We start from the raw sequence: 16,968 nt of genomic DNA, 5'->3' as shown, positions 1-16,968 counted from the left end.
ATCAGCGGGCGACGACCAGACGCGGCGCCGGGCCTTCGAGTCGGGCGATGGCGATCTTCACCTCTCCGAGCTCGACGTCCACCTTCTCGAACCTCGCATCCATGCGCTGCTCGACCTTCTCGAACCGCGCATCCATGCGCTGCTCGAACTTCTCGAACCGCGCATCCATACGCTGCTCGAACATCTCGAACCGCGTATCCGTGCGCGTGATCATCCATCCGAAGCCTGCGGCAAGCCCCAGCAGCGTGGTCGCGACGGTCACGATCATGGTCACGAGCTCTATCGACACCGTCATCTCCTCATCCTCGACCTGTCCGCCCAGAATGTCAGGATCCAGTCCGATGGAATCGACGACGGGAGTCGATCCGCCGCAGATGTGGAAACTTCGGCGCTGATGCTGACATCAGCAGAACGAGTCGACCCGACGAAGTAGGCTCGACGGGTGCGTCTCGTCATCGCCCGCTGCTCCGTGGACTACACGGGCCGCCTCAATGCCCACCTCCCGCTCGCCACGCGTCTGCTCGTGCACAAGGGAGACGGGAGTCTGCTCGTGCACTCCGACGGCGGCAGCTACAAGCCGCTGAACTGGATGAGCCCGCCGTGCTCCCTGGCGGTCGAGGAACCCGGCGAGGAGGAGTCCATCGCCGGCGTCACCGAAGTATGGCGAGTGACGCACAAGAAGACCGGCGACGCGCTCCGGGTGCAGATCTACGAGATCCTGCACGACACCAACCACGACCTCGGCGTCGACCCCGGTCTGCAGAAGGACGGCGTCGAAGCCGATCTGCAGCGCCTGCTCGCCGAGCAGGTCGAGCGCATCTCCGACGGCGCGACCCTGGTGCGCCGCGAGTACCCGACCGCGATCGGTCCCGTCGACCTGCTCGTGAGGGATGCCGCCGGCGCGGCGATCGCTGTCGAGATCAAGCGGCGCGGAGACATCGACGGCGTCGAGCAGCTCACCCGCTATCTCGAGCTGCTGGGCCGCGACCCGCACCTCGCGCCGGTGCAGGGCGTGTTCGCCGCGCAGGAGATCAAGCCGCAGGCGCGGGTGCTCGCCGAGGACCGCGGCATCCGCTGCCTCGTGCTCGACTACGACGACATGAAGGGCATCGAGTCCGGCATCCCCCGCCTGTTCTGAGGCCACCTGCACAGATGTCCACCGCGGTCGGTCGCGTCGTGCACTGCCCATAGGCTGGAAGGTATGGCTTCTTCCCCCTATTCGTGCGTGCTCTGGGACGTCGACGGCACGATCGCCGACGCGTCGGTCGGCATCCTGCGCCGTCTGAACGTCGCCCTCACGCACTTCGGTCACCCTGCTCCCACGCGCGAACAGCTCGTGCACTGGATCGGGCCGCCCATGTTCGAGTCGTTTCAGGCGCAGGCGGCGATGACCCCCGAGCAGGCGACCGAGGCGGTCACCTTCTATCGGACACTCGGCAAGGCCGACGGATACACGACCGATGTCGCGACCTACCCGGGCGTGCCCGAGATCATCCGCGATCTGCACGCGGCAGGGGTGCCTCAGGCGACCGCCAGCTCGAAGCCCGAGATCCAGGTCGATGCGATCGTCGACTTCTTCGAACTGCGCCGGTACTTCCTGACGACGGTGGGTGCGACGCCCGACGAGGCGACGCTCGCGTCGAAGACCGACATCGTCGCCGAGGCGCTGCGCCGTCTGGCCGAGCGCGGGGCAGACATCTCACGCCCCGTGCTGGTCGGCGATCGCCACCACGACGTCGAGGGCGGCAACGCCAACGGCGTGCCGGTGATCTTCGTCGAGTGGGGCTTCAGCGACACGCACGAAGGCGATGAGGCCGCGTTCCGCGCCGCATCGACCGACGAACTGCGCGCGCTGCTGCTGCACTGACCTCGGCCGACCGGGGGCCCACTCGGCCGGGGTGATCCGGCCGGAAAGCACAGAACTCCCCGCCGGGGGTCGCAACGAGTGCAGACCTCCGGTCGGGGAGTTCTATGACGTCCGCTCTCAGAGCGGACGGATGTTCTCAGCCTGCAGGCCCTTGGGGCCCTGCGCCACGTCGAACTCGACTCGCTGGTTCTCTTCAAGAGAGCGGTAGCCGGATGACTCGATGGCGGAGTAGTGCGCGAAAACGTCAGCGCCGCCGTCGTCGGGGGAGATGAAGCCGAAGCCCTTCTCCGAGTTGAACCACTTAACCGTGCCCTGGGTGCTCATGTACTGCCTGTTCTGCTGGAAAGAAGCCGACGCAGGATGCCCCGACGTGCTCCACGCTAGTGGAGCACGCGCTGAGCGGAAGTCCTGATGTCAGCCCGTAACCCAAATGTTGCATGAGCGGTCGTCCTCGGTCACATGACAGGGCAGATGGAGACCCTCAGAAAATGGTGTGGCCCTCACCGCGGGGGGAGCGATGAGGGCCGAAGACGACCGGAGGGTGCGTCAGATTCCAGCCTAACCCCTCGCGCCTGCTTTTGTCCCCCATTTGGGGGACAGATTCGAAATTTGTGAGATGGAGACAAACGACAGCGGCCCTCTCGAGCAGTCCGTTGGGGACAGAACTACTCGAGAGGGCCCAATCGCATGCACGGATCGCCTTTGCCTCTGGGGAAGGCAGCCCGTCTCTGGGGAAGACGGAGACGATCAATCCCCTGTGCATGCACCTTCACCCTAGGGGAGTCCGTTCGATCCCGCCAAGGGGGGTTGACGATCGTCGTCATCGGTGGCAATGACGGGACGGACTGCGCGAGTAGCCTGGTGCGGTGACCATGCTGAACAAGGACATGACCCTGTGCATCTCGCTGTCTGCACGCCCGAGCAACAACGGCACGCGATTCCACAACTTCCTCTACGAGGAGCTGGGCCTGAACTGGATCTACAAGGCCTTCGCTCCGACCGACCTGGGCCACGCGATCGCCGGCGTGCGCGGTCTCGGCATCCGCGGGTGCGCGATCTCGATGCCGTTCAAGGAAGACGTCATCGCGCTCGTCGACCGCATGGACCCTTCAGCGACGGCGATCGACTCGGTGAACACGATCGTGAACGATGACGGGGTGCTCACCGCATACAACACGGACTACAGCGCGATCGCCCAGCTGATCGAGCGCAACTCGCTCGACCCTGCATCATCGGTGCTGCTGCGGGGCTCAGGCGGGATGGCCAAGGCCACCGCCGCCGCCTTCCGTGACGCCGGATTCAGCCGCGTCACGATCGCGGCCCGCAACGAAGAGCGCGGTCGAGGGCTGGCCGATCTCTACGGCTTCGCCTGGACGGGCGATGCGGATGCCGCCACCGCCGACATCATCGTGAACATCACGCCGATCGGCATGGCGGGAGGCGCGGACGAGCACGCGCTGTCGTTCACCGAGGAGCAGATCGCGGCGGCATCCGTCGTGTTCGACGTCGTCGCCCTGCCGGCGGAGACGCCTCTGATCTCCGCCGGGCGCGCGGCCGGGAAGGCCGTCATCACGGGCGCCGAGGTGGCGACCCTGCAGGCCCTCGAGCAGTTCGTGCTGTACACCGGCATCCGCCCCTCCACCGCTCAGGTGCAGGCGGCCGAGGAGTTCATGCGGGCGCAGTGACCCCTGCGCCCGCAATTCGCCCCGAGGACCTCAGCCGTTGAACGCGGCGGGGTGGGGGCCGGTGCGACCGTCGCGCTCGAGGCGGTCGACCGCGGCCAGCTCGTCGTCGGCGAGCTCGAACCCGAACACGTCGAGGTTCTCGGCGATGCGAGCGGGGGTCACCGACTTGGGGATCACGATGCGTCCCTGCTGCAGGTGCCAACGCAGCACGATCTGGGCCGGCGTCCGCTCGTGCCGCTCGGCGATCTCGACGACCGAGCGATCGGAGAGCACGGCGCCCTGGGCGAGCGGGCTCCATGCTTCGGTGAGGATCCCCCGCTGAGCGTTCGCCTCGGCGACCGCTCGGTTCTGCAGCGCCGGGTGGAGCTCGACCTGGTTGACGGCGGGCACGACGCGACCCTCTGAGGCGATGCGCGCGAGGTGCTCGGGTTCGAAGTTCGAGACGCCGATGGCTCGTACGCGCCCGTCCGCGTAGAGGCTCTCGAGCGCACGCCAAGTCTCGGGGTACGTCGCCAGAGCGGGCGCCGGCCAGTGGATCAGGTACAGGTCGAGGTGATCGAGGCCGAGCCGTTCGAGGGACGCGTCGTATGCGCGCAGGGCGGCGTCGTATCCGTGGTCGGAGATCCATGCCTTCGACGTCACGAACAGCTCGTCGCGAGGGATGCCCGACTCGGCGATCGCACGCCCGACGCCGGCCTCGTTGCCGTAGATCGCCGCGGTGTCGATGCTGCGGTACCCGGCGTCGAGGGCGGCAGCGACGGCGGCCGTGGTCTCGGCATCCGGTACCTGGAACACCCCGTATCCGAGCTGCCGCATCTCGATGCCGTTGTTCAGGGTGAGTGTGGGGACGGTGGGAGCGTTCATGCTCGTGCTTCTTTCTCTCTCTGCGAATCGGGTGGTCACGCGGCGACGGTCTGCAGCGTGCCGGTGGGGGCGGGCGACGGCTTCCTGGCTGCGACCACGGCGATCACCATGACGACCAGAGCGGATGCGGTGATCGCGGCCCCGATCCAGATGGGCGAGGTGTAGCCGAGTCCGGCGGCGATGCCGAGGCCGCCCGCCCACGCGCCGAGGGCGTTGCCGACGTTGAAGGCGCCGATGTTGGCGCCGGAGGCGAGGGTCGGTGCACCGCCGGCGTAGTGCATGATGCGGCTCTGGAGCCCCGGAACCGTGCCGAATCCGAACGCGCCCATCAGAACGAGGATCGCGATGGTCACGGGCTGCGACCAGGCGAAGAAGCCGAACAGCACGAGCACGACGACCAGAGCCGCGATGAAGATCAGCAGCGTGCGGTCGATCGATCGGTCGGCCAGGCGTCCGCCGATCCAGTTGCCCGCGACGAGCCCGGCGCCGAAGAGCACGAGCAGCCACGGCACCGTGGTGTCTGCGAAGCCCGTGACCCCGGTGAGCGTGTAGGCGATGTAGGTGAAGGCGCCGAACATGCCGCCGAAGGCGAGCGCGGTGACGATGAGCGACAGCCACACCTGTCCCGACCGGAAGGCCCCGAGCTCGCTGCGCAGACTCACCTGCTGGCCTGCTGTCTTCGGTGCCGTGACCAGCAGAGCGATGCCCGCGAAGGCGACGATGCCGATGGCGGAGATGACCCAGAACGTCGACCGCCAGCCGAACTGCTGCCCGAGGAAGGTTCCGAACGGAACACCGAACACGTTCGCCGCTGTGAGACCGGTGAACATGATCGCGATCGCCCGCGCCTTCTTCTCGGGGGCGACGAGGTCGGCGGCGACGACGGATCCGATGCCGAAGAACGCTCCATGGCACAGCGCCGCGACGATGCGTCCGATCATGGCGGTCGTGTAGTCGGGGGCGAGGGCGGTGATCGCATTGCCGACGATGAACAGCACGACGAGGCCGAGCAGCACCGGTTTGCGGGGCAGCCGGGTCGTTGCGGCGGTGAGGCCGAGTGCACCGACGACCACGCTGAGCGCGTAGCCCGAGATGAGCCAGCCGGCCGTGGCCTCGGTGACCCCGAAGTCCGCGGCGACGTCGGGGAGGAGCCCCATGATCACGAACTCGGTGAGTCCGATCCCGAAGGCGCCGATGGCGAGTGCGATGAGTCCGAGTGGCATGGGTGTGCTCCGTGGTCCTCTGCTAAAGTAGTTGCAGACGCGGGATATTGCGTCACGAGGGATAATCATTGCACACGCAACTATCCCGCTCAAGCAACTACTTCGGAGGTCACTGTGGGCATCTCAGACGACGCTGTCGAGATCCGGGCACGCGGCTGGCGAACGCTCGCCGCTCTGCACGGGATCATCGAGGCCGACCTCGAGAAGGCACTGGGTGCATCCGTCGGCCTGTCCGTCGTCGAGTACACGGTGCTCGACGCCCTCAGCAGGCAGGACGGCTGGCACATGCGCATGCAGCAGCTCGCCCGCGCGACCGCGCTGAGCCCGAGCGCCACGACGCGTCTCGTGACACGGCTCGAAGACCGCGGGCTGCTCACCCGCATCCTCTGCGCCGACGACCGTCGGGGCATCTACACCGAGCTCACCCCGGCCGGCCTGGCGCTCTACGAGAACGCGCATCCGATCCACGACGAGACCCTCGAGCGTGCTCTCGGCGAGGCGGTCACGCAGCCCGAGCTGGCCCCCGTCGTGCACGCGCTTCAGTCTGTGACCGCCGAGGCCTGAGTCAGGCGAGCGAGCTCACGCGCTCGCGCGCGAGACCGTCACCTGGATGCTCTTCATCAGCGGCTGGTCGCTCTGGACGCTGAAGTCCTTGCGACCGATCAGCACGTTCATCTCCGGCATGTACCCGGCGGCGCTGCCGCGCGGCAGGTCGTACGGCACCGCGCGGAACGCCTTCAGCATCCGTGTCGAACCGTCTTTCGACGTCGACACGATGTCGACCAGATCGCCCTCGACGAGGCCGCGATCGCGCATGTCGTCCTCATGCAGGAAGACGAGCTCGCGCAGGTTCTTGACGCCTCGGTACCGGTCGTCGTTGGAGTAGATCGTGGTGTTCCACTGGTCGTGCGAGCGCACCGTCTGCAGCACGAGGGTGTCGGCGGACTCGGGGATGACGTTCGGCAGTGGAGCCAGGGAGAATTCGGCACGGCCCGACGGCGTCTCGAACACGCGGTCCCTGGCGGGCTGAGGAATGCGGAACCCGTGCCGGTCGCGGATCAGGTCGTTGAAGCCCTCGAACCCCGGCAGCACCTTCGCCATCACATCGCGGATGTTGTCGTAGTCGCCGACGTACCAATCCCAGGGCGTCGCCGTGTGCGGCAGGGTCGCCTTCGCGATGCCGGCGATGATCGCCGGCTCCGACCTCAGATAGGCGGATGCCGGCTGCTTGCGTCCCCTCGAGAGGTGCACCATGCTCATCGCATCCTCGACGGTGACGCCCTGCGGGCCCTGCGCCTGCTGGTCACGCTCGGTGCGGCCGAGACACGGCAGGATCAGGGCCTTCTCGCCATGCACGAGATGGCTGCGGTTCAGCTTCGTGCTCACCTGCACCGTCAGGCGGCACTTCTCGAGCCCCTGCGCGGTGAACGGGGTGTCGGGCGCAGCGAGCACGAAGTTGCCGCCCATGCCGACGAACACCTTCACGCGCCGGTCATGCATCGCCTCGATCGTGCGGACGGTGTCGAGCCCCGGATGCCGCGGCGGCTCGATGCGACAGACCTCCGCGAGGCGGTCGAGCCACGCCTCCGTCGGCCGGTGATCGATGCCGCACGTGCGGTTGCCCTGCACGTTGCTGTGTCCGCGGATCGGCGACGGGCCCGCCCCCTTGCGGCCGATGTGGCCGCGCAGGAGCAGCAGATTGACGATCTCGCGCACCGTGTCGACGCCGTGCTCGTGCTGACTCACGCCGAGGCACCAGCTGATGATCGTGCGCTCCGAGGCCAGATAGACCGCAGCGGCGGCGCGGATCCGCTCTTCCGTGAGGCCGGACTGAACGACGAGATCTGCCCAGCTCGTGGCGTCGACCAGTGCGCGGTACTCGTCGATGCCGTTCGTCAGAGTGCTGAGGAATTCGCTGTCCAGCACCGACGGGTCGGTGGCGGCGGCTTCGAAGACGACCTTCGACATGCCGCGGATCAGCGCCAGATCGCCCCCCGGGCGCACCTGCAGGTTCATGGTGCTCGTGTCCGTCGCCGCGAAGCGCGCCATGTCGACGAAGTCGTGCGGCACGATCGTCCGGGTCGCCCCGGCCTCGACGAGCGGGTTGACGTGCACGACCTGCGCGCCGCGCTTCACGGCATCCGAGAGCGCGGTGAGCATGCGGGGGGCATTGGATGCCGCGTTGACGCCGAGCACGAAGAGGGCGTCGCAGTCGTCCCAGTCGTGCATGTCGACAGTGCCCTTGCCGGTCGCGATCGACGCCTTGAGCGCGCGTCCGGAGGCCTCGTGGCACATGTTCGAGCAGTCGGGCAGGTTGTTGGTGCCGTACTCGCGCACCATCAGCTGATACAGGAAGGTCGCCTCGTTGCTCAGACGCCCCGAGGTGTAGAACGCGGCCTCGTCGGGACTGTCGAGCGCCTGCAGCTCGTCGCCGACGAGCGCGAAGGCGTCGTCCCACGAGATCGGCACGTAGTGATCGGAGGCGGCGTCGTAGACCATCGGCTCGGTGAGACGCCCCTGGTCCTCCAGGTCGAAATCGGGCCACGTCGCGAGCTCGGTGACCGAATGCTCGGCGAAGAACCGGCGGTCGACGCGCTTGCGCGTCATCTCCCACGTGACGTGCTTGATGCCGTTCTCGCAGATGTCGAGCTTCAGATTGCCCGGGTCGTCCGGCCACGCGCATCCGGGGCAGTCGTAGCCCGAGACGGGGTGGTTCATCTGCAGCATCGCGAGCGGTCCGGCGATGGGCTCTCGCTGATCCAGCACCACCCGCCCCACCGACACGGCGGCTCCCCACCCGGCGGCCGGATGCCGGTACGGCTTGCGCGACCACGGTCGATCGGTGCGAGGGCCGTATCCGCCCTGACGCGGCTCGGCGGGCATCAGCCCGAACGCGGTGCCGATGGGTCCCTGGCTATCGAGCATGGCGTGCCCCTTCTTCGGCGTGCGCAGACGGTGCGAGCCCGTCGAGGCGCACCCGATGCGCGTGCGTATAGATGTTCATCGAACGCCCTCGGACGAACCCGATGAGCGTCACCCCGGCCTCCTCGGCGAGCTCGGCGGCGAGAGACGAGGGGGCCGAGACGGCACTGAGCAGGGGGATGCCGGCCATCGCGGCCTTCTGCACCAGTTCGAAGCTCGCCCTGCCCGAGACCTGGAGGATCTGCCGACGCAGGGGAAGCCGGTCGTTCAGCAGCGCCCACCCCACCACCTTGTCGACGGCGTTGTGACGCCCGACGTCTTCGCGCAGCACGAGCAGTTCACCCGAGTCGGCGTCGAACAGCGCGGCGGCGTGCAGACCACCGGTCTTGTCGAACGCCGCCTGCTCGGCGCGCAGCCGATCAGGGAACGACGCGATCTGCTCGGCCCCGACCTGGACATCGTCGACGGACACCGGATGCCGCGACACCGTGCGGACGGCGTCGATGCTGGCCTTGCCGCAGACCCCGCAGGAGCTGGTCGTGTAGAAGCGCCGAGCGGCCTCGGGGTCGGGAAGCGCGACGCCGTGAGCGAGGCTGATGTCGAGCACGTTGTAGGTGTTCTCCTGTCCACCGGTGCCGGGGCCACCGCAGTGGATCGCCGAATGGAAGTCTTCGGCCTGGGCGATGATCCCCTCGGACACGAGGAACCCCGCCGCGAGCTCGACGTCATGCCCCGGAGTGCGCATCGTGACGGCGAGCGGTGAGCCTGCGACCCGGATCTCCAGGGGCTCCTCGACGGCGAGCGTGTCGGCACGCCGAGTGGCTCCCTCCCCGAGAGTGAGCTTCAGTATCGGTCTCCGCGTCGTGATCCGCCCCACACGAGCGAGCGTACTCCGCGGTCACAGGATCGCCTCATACCCATCTCACCCGGTCGCCGGGTCCGCCTACCGCGTGACGCGACCGTCCACGAGGTGCAGCACCCCGTGCATGCGCGGCAGGTGCACGAGGTCATGGGTGACGAGCAGCGTCGAGGTGTTGCGCTCATCGGTGAGTCGGAGGATGAGGTCGATGATCCTCGCTCCGCGCTCCTGGTCGAGAGCGCTGGTGGGCTCGTCGACCAGAAGCACGCTCGGATCGTTCATGAGCGCTCGCGCGACGTTGACTCGCTGACGCTGTCCGCCGGAGAGCTGGTGCGGCCTCTTGTGACCGTGCTCGGCGAGGCCGACCGCGGCGAGCAGCTCATCCGCACGGGATGCCGCGGCGGCGCGATCGCGGCGGCTGCGCGGCGCACCGAGCTCGTTCATGACGCTCAGCTGCTCTCGGGCCGTCAGAGAGGGGATGAGGTTGGGCTGCTGGAAGACGATCCCGATCCGGTCCCGCCGCAGACGCGTCGCCTCGGCCGGACTGAGGGCCGTGACGTCGTTCCCGTCGATGAGGATCTCGCCGGAATCCGGACGCAGGAGGGTGCCGGCGACGGCGAGCAGACTGGACTTTCCCGAGCCGCTGGGCCCCGTGATGCCGGTGACGGTTCCGGGGTGAGCCGTGAGTGAGACACCGTCCACGGCGGTCACCCGCGAGTCACCGTCGGGGAAGGTCAGAGTGATGTCGTTCAGGCGGATCATCGGTTGCTCCCGAGGGCGGTGAGAGGGTCGGCGGAGGTGACGGAGCGCAGGGCGAAGGCGGCGCCTGCGAGGCCGAGGGCGATCATGATGCCGCCCGGAAGGATGGTCGTGACAGGACTCAGCAGGAACGGGAGGGCGGTGCCCGCGAGCAGGCCGAGCGCGGTGACCAGGCTCAGCCCGATGCCGATGCCCGCCAGCAGGACGATCAGCGCCTGCCCCAACGCGTCTCGGATCAGGGAGCGCGTGCTCGCGCCGAGCGCTTTGAGGACGGCGACATCGCCCTTGCGCTGCATCGTCCAGACGGTGAAGAACGCCCCGATGACGAGTCCCGAGATGCCGAACAGCATGCCGACCATGAGCAGGAGCGATCCGATCTCGGAGCGGAAGGCGCTGAGTGCCGTCAGCGATCCGAGCGTCGTCTCGGAGATCGTGTCGTTCGCCGCATCCGCGGCATCCCAGTCGGGGGCTCCCGTGACAGCGAGGACCGTGGCGTAGGCGTCAGGGTTTCCGGTGGATGCCGAGTACGCCTGCCAATCCTGCAGGGTCATCTGCACGACCGGAGTGTGGCTGTACCAGGCATCTCCCTCGATCGACTCGACGTCGTAGGAGACGCCCGCGATCTCGATCTGCTCGCCGACCTTCGCGGCGAGCGCGTCCGCCGCGGGCACCGACAGGCGCAGCCGTCCGTTCTCGGAGGGGGCGGCAGCGTCGAAGCCGGGCTCGACACCGAACACCGCGATCGCGCCCCGGGTGTCGTCCGTCTCGGCGCGGGTCTGACTGATGCCGAGGGGGCGCGCGTCGGTCACCCCTGCCGTCTGCGCCCAGTCGTTCGCCTGCTGCTCGGTGATGGCGGAGTCCGCGAAACTGGCCGCACCGTCGCCGCCCGAGGGTGCGGAGAACACGATGCGGTCTGCGGGGAGCGCGAGCACGCCCGAGACGTTCTGGATGGCGAGGCCCCCCGTCAGTCCGCTGAGGAACCCGACGAGAAGGGTGATGAGGGCGACGACGGAGCCGATGAGGATGAATCGCCCCTTGGCGAAGCGGAGATCGCGTAACGCGACGAACATTGTGGTGCCTTTCCTGTCTCCGATGCGGTGACCATTCCACTTTCGCCGTCGGCCCATTCGACGTCATCGGCCGCTCGACGAGCCTTTCGCACCCGGAGTGAGGACGCCTCGATCGTCCTTTCGGACGATGCCGCGGTGCGCTCGTCGGCGTAGAGTTCGAGCCATGGCGCATACCGCTCTGACCCCGGTGTTCGTGGGTCTGCGGACCGGTCTCCACGTCCTCTTCTTCGCCCTGACGGGGGTCGTCATCGCGCGGGCCGTGCTCGACCCGTCGGAGTCGAGCGCGTCCGCGATCGTCCTGGCGCTGATCGTCGGCGCGACGTATGCGTCGGGTGTGCTGCTCGCTCGTCTCTCCCGCGGACGACGGCTCACGTCACTGATCTGGCTCGCCCTGCTCTCGGCGGAGTGGTTGGGCCTGCTGTGGGTGAGCGCCGACGCCGCCTACCTCGTGTTCCCCCTGTTCTTCCTGTTCCTGCACCTTCTGGGGCGCTGGGCGGGATCGGCGGCGATACTGACCGCGACGATCGTCGCCGTCTGCGCCCTCGGCATCCACAGCGGGTGGAGCGTCGGCGGCGTGGTCGGCCCGTTCGTCGGCGCCGGCGTCGCCCTCCTGATCGGCCTCGGCTACCAGGCCCTCGCGAGAGAGGCCCAGCAGCGCGAGGCTCTGGTCAGCGAACTGCTGGCGACCCGCGGACAGCTCGCCGCGCGCGAACACGAGTCGGGGGTCCTCGCGGAGCGCGCCCGGCTCGCCCGCGAGATCCACGACACACTCGCGCAGGGACTCTCCAGCATCCAGATGCTGCTGCACGCCGCGGAACGCGCCGATGACACCCGACCGGGCATCGAGCACATCCGGCTCGCGCGCGAGACGGCCGCCGCGAACCTCGTCGAGGCTCGGCGATTCATCCGTGAGCTGACCCCACCCCAGCTCGACGACCAGACCCTCGGCGGGGCGCTGCGCCGACTGGCGCGAACGCAGTGGGCTACGCAGGGACTCGACGTCCAGGTGCGGGTGTCCGACGCTGTCGTGCTGCCCATGCACCTGCAGACGGCACTGCTGCGCATCACGCAGGGAGCCATCGCCAACGTCATCCAGCACGCTCACGCGACGACGGCGACGGTCACCATCGGCATCGAGAACGACCACCTGCGCTTCACGGTCGAAGATGACGGAGACGGATTCGACGCGGAGCTCCCTGCGCCGGGGACCGCTGAGAAGTCCGACTCGTTCGGTCTGCGCGCCACCGCCGAGCGAGTGGAGCAGCTCGGGGGAAGCCTCGTGATCGACACGGCATCCGGGCGGGGAACGACGCTCACCGTCGACCTCCCCCTCACGGAGTTCGCATGATCCGCCTCGTGATCGCCGACGACCACCCCATCGTCCGAGCCGGTCTCCATGCCCTGTTCAGCCTGGAACCGGATCTCGAGGTGGTCGCGGAGGCGGCAACGCCCGATGAAGCGGTCGCCTGCGCGGGGCGCGAGAATCCCGACGTGGTGTTGATGGACCTCCAGTTCGGCTCTCAGACGGCGACCACGGGTGTGGATGCGACGCGACGCATCCGGGCGCTCGAAGCGCCGCCCTACGTGCTCGTCCTCACGAACTACGACTCGGATGCCGACATCCTCGGCGCCGTCGAGGCCGGTGCGAGCGGCTACCTGCTGAAGGACGCCCCGCCGCACGAGCTGACCGCCGCCGTACGCGCGGCGGCCGCCGGAGAGAGTGCTCTCGCGCCGGTGATCGCCTCCCGGCTGCTGGATCGCATGCGCGCGCCGCGCGTCAGCCTCAGCAGCCGCGAGATCGAGGTCCTCGAGCTCGTCGCCGCAGGGCGTTCGAACAGCGAGGTGGCAGAACAGCTCTTCGTCAGCGAGACGACCGTGAAGTCGCATCTCGCACACATCTTCTCGAAGCTCGATGTCACCTCACGCACCGCGGCCGTCTCGGCGGCCCGCCGAAAGGGCATTCTCCGCTGACACGGGCCGCACTCCGCGGTACTCACCTGTCGGACACGGTGCGACGGTGGGCGACTCAGCGGGAGTCGTCAAGCGGCGGAGCGGTCGACGCGCGCACGATCAGCTGCGACCCGAGGGTCACGACGTCGTCGATCGCGGTGCCGTTCATCGCCTGCAGAAGCAGGTCGACGGCGAGCGCGCCACTGCGTTCGATCGGCATCCGCACCGTCGTGAGCGCCGGGGTGACCGCACCCGCGAGGTCGATGTCATCGATGCCGACGATGCTGATGTCGGCGGGGCACCGCTTGCCCAGCTCGAGCAATCCGGCCTCGAGTCCCAGGGCGACGAGGTCGTTGTAGGCGATGACGGCCGTGGCGCCGCTCGCCGCCGCCGGTGCGGCTGCGGCCCGTCCGCCCTGAATGGACGCGGCATGGTGGCTGAGCCCGGTGAGACGGATGCCGTGGCGCTCGCACGCTCGCGCGACGGTGTCGGCGCGGCGCACATCGGCCCATGATCCGCGCGGACCGGCGGCGTAGGCGATGTGCGTGTGCCCGAGGGCGGCGAGGTGCTCGATCGCCTGCGCAGGTCCGTGTTCGGTGTCCATGAGCACGCACGGTGCGCCGTCGATCTGCCGGTTGACCACCACGTAGGGGGTGTCTCCGACGAGGTCGAGCACGTCGGCGTCGGGCAGACGTGGTGAGCACAGCAGCATGCCGTCGAGCTTTCGGGCCTGCTCGATCTGCTCGCGTTCGCGGCGCAGGTCCTCGTCGGCGTCGAAGAGCACGATGCGGTGGCGTCCGTGCCATGCCTGCCCCTGGATCGCCTTGAGCAGAGTGGCGTAGACGGGGTTCGCGACGTCGGGCACGACGACCCCGAAGGTGCGCGTGGCGGTGGCCGACTGCGACGCCGCGTACCCGAGCTCCCCCGCCGCTTCGAGCACGCGGCCGAGGGTGTTCGGGGCGAGTCGATCCGGTTCTCCGAACGCACGCGATGCGGTCGCGATGGACACGCCTGCGCGTCGTGCCACATCCGTCAGCGTCGCTGCCATGTCGTTCTCCCGCCCTCGCAGGCAATCCTACGATCCTCCACCTCGATGTAAAACTGCTTGACAAGTTTGTACAAACACTGCACACTGATTTGCATGACGATCAACGCCGATCACCCTCAGCGGTGCGCGGCCCCGAGCGAAGGAGCCACCGCGTGAGCATCCCAGCACCGGCCCTGCGCCGCACGACCTCTGCCACCGCATCCCCGCTGGTCGCCCCGACGGCCCCGGGCATCCTGCACCTCGGCCTCGGCAGTTTCCACCGGGCACACCAGGCCGTCTACACGGCAGCCGCGCTGCAGTCCGCGGGCGGCGACTGGGGCATCGTCGGTGTCGCCTCGCGTTCGCGCACCATCGTCGACGCGATGCACGCTCAGGACATGCTCTACACGGTCGCGACCATCGCCCCGGGCACCACGTCACTCACCATCCCCGGTGTGCACGCCGACGCCTTCGTCGGCGCCGAGCAGCCCGAGCGCGTCGTCGCACAGATCGCCGACCCCGGCATCCGCATCGTGACCCTCACCGTCACCGAGAACGGCTACAGCTACTCCCCCGCCACGCAGCATCTCGACCTCGACGACGACACCGTGCGGTCCGACCTCCGCGGCGGTGCCGCCCGCTCGACCATCGGCCAGCTCGCCCGTGGCCTGCAGGCCCGTGCCGCAGCCGGTGGAGCGCCGATCTCGATCCTCAGCTGCGACAACCTCTCGGCCAACGGCGCCCACACCGAGAAGCTCGTCCGAGAGTTCCTGCACGAGCTGCCCGGATCCGAAGGCGCCGACACCCTCGCCTTCCTCGACCGCGCCGTGTCGTTCCCCTCGAGCATGGTCGATCGCATCGTGCCCGCGACCACCTCCGAGCTGCGCACCCGCGTCGACACCCTGCTCGGCGCCCGCGACGACATCCCGGTGCCCGCCGAGCCGTTCACGATGTGGGCGATCGAAGACCGCTTCGCCGGCGGACGCCCCGCCTGGGAGGCCGGCGGTGCCGTATTCACCGACGAGGTCGGACGCTACGAGCAGATGAAGGTGCGACTGCTCAACGGCACGCACTCACTGATCGCCTACCTCGGCGCGCTCAGCGGAGTGGGGACGATCCCCGAGGCCATCGGGCTCGACGGCATCGAGAGCGCGGCGCGCGCCGTGCTGCGTGACGAGTACGAGCCCTCGATCGAGGTTCCGTCCGGCGTCGACATCCGCGCCTACGAGAGCGAGCTGTTCGAGCGCTGGGCCAACAGCGCCCTGGGTCACCGCACCAGCCAGGTCGGTACCGACGGTTCGGTCAAGCTGCGCCAGCGCATCCCCGAGCCCGCTCTTCTCGTTCTGCGCGACGGCGGGATGCCGCACCTGATCGCCCTGACGGTCGCCGGATACCTGTCGTGCATCGCGCCGCTGCCCGGATTCGACCCCGGCCTGCACGCCGCCGCGATGACCGACGGCGCCCGTGAACGCCTGGCGGGATTCGCGGCGACCGCGCGCAGCGGCCGCGAGCTCGCACAGCGCGTGATCGGCGAGCTGCACCTGTTCGGTGATGGACTCGGATCACAGGATGCGTTCATCGCGCGCGTCGGCGAGCTCGTCGACACGATCCAGCGGCGCGGCGTCGACGCCGCGATCGCCGACGCCGTCTCGGCATCCCAGACCACCACACCATCACTCACCCGCGCAGAGGAGTTGCAGCCATGAAGGCTCTCGCCATCCACGGCAAGGAAGACATCCGCTGGGAGGACCGCGAGGTCCCGACCCCCGGCGACGGCGAGGTCCGCCTCCGCGTGAACTTCGTCGGCATCTGCGGCTCCGACCTGCACTACTACTTCCACGGAGCGAACGGCGAGTACACGATCCGCGAGCCGCTCACCCCCGGCCATGAGCTGTCGGGTGTCGTCGACCTCGACCCGTCCGGCCGCCTGGAACCCGGCACCCCCGTCACCGTGCACCCCGCGCGCTACGGTGCCGAGGTCCCCGGGCTCGAAGGCCACCCGCATCTGCGTCCCGGCGGCGACTACTTCGGCAGCGCCGCCGCGAACCCCCACCGCCAGGGCGGGGCATCCGAGCTGCTGATCGTCGAAGACCACATGCTGCGCGTGCTCCCCGCATCCCTTCCGCTCGAGCGCGCAGCCCTCGCCGAGCCGCTGGCCGTGGCGATCCACGCCGTGAGCCTCGCCGGAGACATCACCGGCAAGCGGGTGCTCGTGATCGGCGCGGGGCCCATCGGACTCCTCGTCGTCGCTGCGGCACTCCACGCGGGCGCCGCGGTGGTCGGCGCGAGCGACGTGCGTGAAGAGCCTCTCGACCGCGCGACGTCCCTCGGTGCGACCGAGGTCTCGCTCGTCGGTCGCGACACCATCGAGAACGAGTCCTACGACATCGTGTTCGAATGCTCCGGCGTCGGAGTGGCCCTCACCCAGGCGGTGCGCGCCGCCCGCCGCGTCGGCACCATCGTGCAGGTCGGGATGCTGCCGAACGCCGACATCGGAGTGAACCTCGCGCCGATGCTCGCCAAGGAGCTCACCATCCGCGGCGCCTTCCGCTTCTCGACCGAGATCGACGACGCGGTCGCGCTGCTGGCCGAGTCCGACGCCCTCGACTCCGTCATCTCGCACGTCCTCCCGGCATCCGACGCCGTCCAGGCCTTCGAACTCGCTCGCGACTCGTCCGCCTCGGCGAAGGTCCTGCTGGCCCTCTAGCAACACCCTCCGCGCTCCCCGCGCACCCCACCCGA

The 16,968-nt window shown here is 68.8% G+C and carries 17 protein-coding genes; 8 read left to right on the top strand and 9 right to left on the bottom strand.

Annotated features, from left to right (window positions below; genetic code table 11):
• Nucleotide 1: 1 nt before the first annotated feature.
• Nucleotides 2-295: a response regulator gene (locus tag SOM10_RS08085; RefSeq protein WP_320489404.1), complete on the bottom strand. Its 294-nt coding sequence runs from the start codon at nt 293-295 to the stop codon at nt 2-4.
• Between the two features lie 147 nt (nt 296-442).
• Between SOM10_RS08085 and nucS the strand changes: the two genes are divergently transcribed.
• Together nucS and SOM10_RS08075 are read left to right on the top strand one after the other, a co-directional pair.
• Nucleotides 443-1,138 carry an endonuclease NucS gene (nucS, locus tag SOM10_RS08080; RefSeq protein WP_053098298.1) on the top strand — a complete coding sequence of 232 codons (696 nt, stop codon included), beginning with the start codon at nt 443-445 and terminating at the stop codon, nt 1,136-1,138.
• Between the two features lie 63 nt (nt 1,139-1,201).
• Nucleotides 1,202-1,867 carry an HAD hydrolase-like protein gene (locus tag SOM10_RS08075; protein ID WP_320489403.1) on the top strand — a complete coding sequence of 222 codons (666 nt, stop codon included), beginning with the start codon at nt 1,202-1,204 and terminating at the stop codon, nt 1,865-1,867.
• A gap of 117 nt (nt 1,868-1,984) precedes the next feature.
• Here SOM10_RS08075 and SOM10_RS08070 read toward each other — a convergent pair whose 3' ends face one another.
• The gene (locus tag SOM10_RS08070; RefSeq protein WP_042540947.1) at nt 1,985-2,191 is read right to left on the bottom strand and encodes a cold-shock protein; all 207 of its coding nucleotides are present in this window, start codon (nt 2,189-2,191) and stop codon (nt 1,985-1,987) included.
• Between the two features lie 542 nt (nt 2,192-2,733).
• Between SOM10_RS08070 and SOM10_RS08065 the strand changes: the two genes are divergently transcribed.
• Entirely contained in the window at nt 2,734-3,552 is an 819-nt protein-coding gene (locus tag SOM10_RS08065; protein ID WP_320489395.1) for a shikimate 5-dehydrogenase, read from the top strand.
• A gap of 30 nt (nt 3,553-3,582) precedes the next feature.
• Here SOM10_RS08065 and SOM10_RS08060 read toward each other — a convergent pair whose 3' ends face one another.
• The gene (locus tag SOM10_RS08060; protein WP_320489394.1) at nt 3,583-4,416 is read right to left on the bottom strand and encodes an aldo/keto reductase; all 834 of its coding nucleotides are present in this window, start codon (nt 4,414-4,416) and stop codon (nt 3,583-3,585) included.
• 35 nt (nt 4,417-4,451) lie between these two features.
• Complete coding sequence (locus SOM10_RS08055) at nt 4,452-5,639, bottom strand: MFS transporter (RefSeq protein WP_320489393.1); 1,188 nt, start codon at nt 5,637-5,639, stop codon at nt 4,452-4,454.
• A gap of 114 nt (nt 5,640-5,753) precedes the next feature.
• Here SOM10_RS08055 and SOM10_RS08050 point away from each other — a divergent pair, with 114 nt between their 5' ends.
• Nucleotides 5,754-6,203 carry a MarR family winged helix-turn-helix transcriptional regulator gene (locus tag SOM10_RS08050; RefSeq protein ID WP_053098294.1) on the top strand — a complete coding sequence of 150 codons (450 nt, stop codon included), beginning with the start codon at nt 5,754-5,756 and terminating at the stop codon, nt 6,201-6,203.
• 15 nt (nt 6,204-6,218) lie between these two features.
• Here SOM10_RS08050 and SOM10_RS08045 read toward each other — a convergent pair whose 3' ends face one another.
• The 4 genes from SOM10_RS08045 to SOM10_RS08030 form a co-directional block, all read right to left on the bottom strand.
• A complete protein-coding gene (locus SOM10_RS08045; RefSeq protein WP_320489391.1) occupies nt 6,219-8,564 on the bottom strand; it encodes an FdhF/YdeP family oxidoreductase in 2,346 nt (781 codons plus the stop codon).
• On the bottom strand, nt 8,554-9,438 hold the full coding sequence (gene fdhD, locus SOM10_RS08040) for a formate dehydrogenase accessory sulfurtransferase FdhD (protein ID WP_295101246.1): 885 nt from the start codon (nt 9,436-9,438) through the stop codon (nt 8,554-8,556). Before fdhD ends, SOM10_RS08045 begins: the two co-directional genes overlap by 11 nt.
• Nucleotides 9,439-9,504: 66 nt before the next feature.
• Nucleotides 9,505-10,182 (bottom strand): ABC transporter ATP-binding protein, encoded by a 678-nt coding sequence (locus SOM10_RS08035; protein ID WP_320489389.1) that lies wholly within the window; start codon nt 10,180-10,182, stop codon nt 9,505-9,507.
• Nucleotides 10,179-11,249 (bottom strand): ABC transporter permease, encoded by a 1,071-nt coding sequence (locus SOM10_RS08030; RefSeq protein ID WP_320489388.1) that lies wholly within the window; start codon nt 11,247-11,249, stop codon nt 10,179-10,181. Before SOM10_RS08030 ends, SOM10_RS08035 begins: the two co-directional genes overlap by 4 nt.
• A gap of 163 nt (nt 11,250-11,412) precedes the next feature.
• Between SOM10_RS08030 and SOM10_RS08025 the strand changes: the two genes are divergently transcribed.
• Both SOM10_RS08025 and SOM10_RS08020 read left to right on the top strand, forming a co-directional pair.
• Entirely contained in the window at nt 11,413-12,597 is a 1,185-nt protein-coding gene (locus tag SOM10_RS08025; protein WP_320489386.1) for a sensor histidine kinase, read from the top strand.
• The gene (locus SOM10_RS08020; RefSeq protein WP_320489384.1) at nt 12,594-13,220 is read left to right on the top strand and encodes a response regulator transcription factor; all 627 of its coding nucleotides are present in this window, start codon (nt 12,594-12,596) and stop codon (nt 13,218-13,220) included. Before SOM10_RS08025 ends, SOM10_RS08020 begins: the two co-directional genes overlap by 4 nt.
• Before the next feature lie 55 nt (nt 13,221-13,275).
• Here the strand turns inward: SOM10_RS08020 and SOM10_RS08015 are convergent, their stop codons facing one another.
• Nucleotides 13,276-14,247, bottom strand: coding sequence for a LacI family DNA-binding transcriptional regulator (locus SOM10_RS08015; RefSeq protein WP_053098288.1), 972 nt, complete (start codon nt 14,245-14,247; stop codon nt 13,276-13,278).
• Nucleotides 14,248-14,399: 152 nt separating this feature from the next.
• Here SOM10_RS08015 and SOM10_RS08010 point away from each other — a divergent pair, with 152 nt between their 5' ends.
• Together SOM10_RS08010 and SOM10_RS08005 are read left to right on the top strand one after the other, a co-directional pair.
• Nucleotides 14,400-15,932 (top strand): mannitol dehydrogenase family protein, encoded by a 1,533-nt coding sequence (locus SOM10_RS08010; protein WP_320489383.1) that lies wholly within the window; start codon nt 14,400-14,402, stop codon nt 15,930-15,932.
• On the top strand, nt 15,929-16,933 hold the full coding sequence (locus tag SOM10_RS08005; RefSeq protein ID WP_053098286.1) for an L-idonate 5-dehydrogenase: 1,005 nt from the start codon (nt 15,929-15,931) through the stop codon (nt 16,931-16,933). Before SOM10_RS08010 ends, SOM10_RS08005 begins: the two co-directional genes overlap by 4 nt.
• Nucleotides 16,934-16,968 lie beyond the last annotated feature (35 nt).

The sequence above is a fragment of the Microbacterium sp. CFBP9023 genome, from assembly GCF_034045055.1.
Lineage (GTDB): Bacteria > Actinomycetota > Actinomycetes > Actinomycetales > Microbacteriaceae > Microbacterium.
Note: the sequence above shows the minus strand (reverse complement) of the source record. Positions and strands in the feature narration are given on the sequence as shown.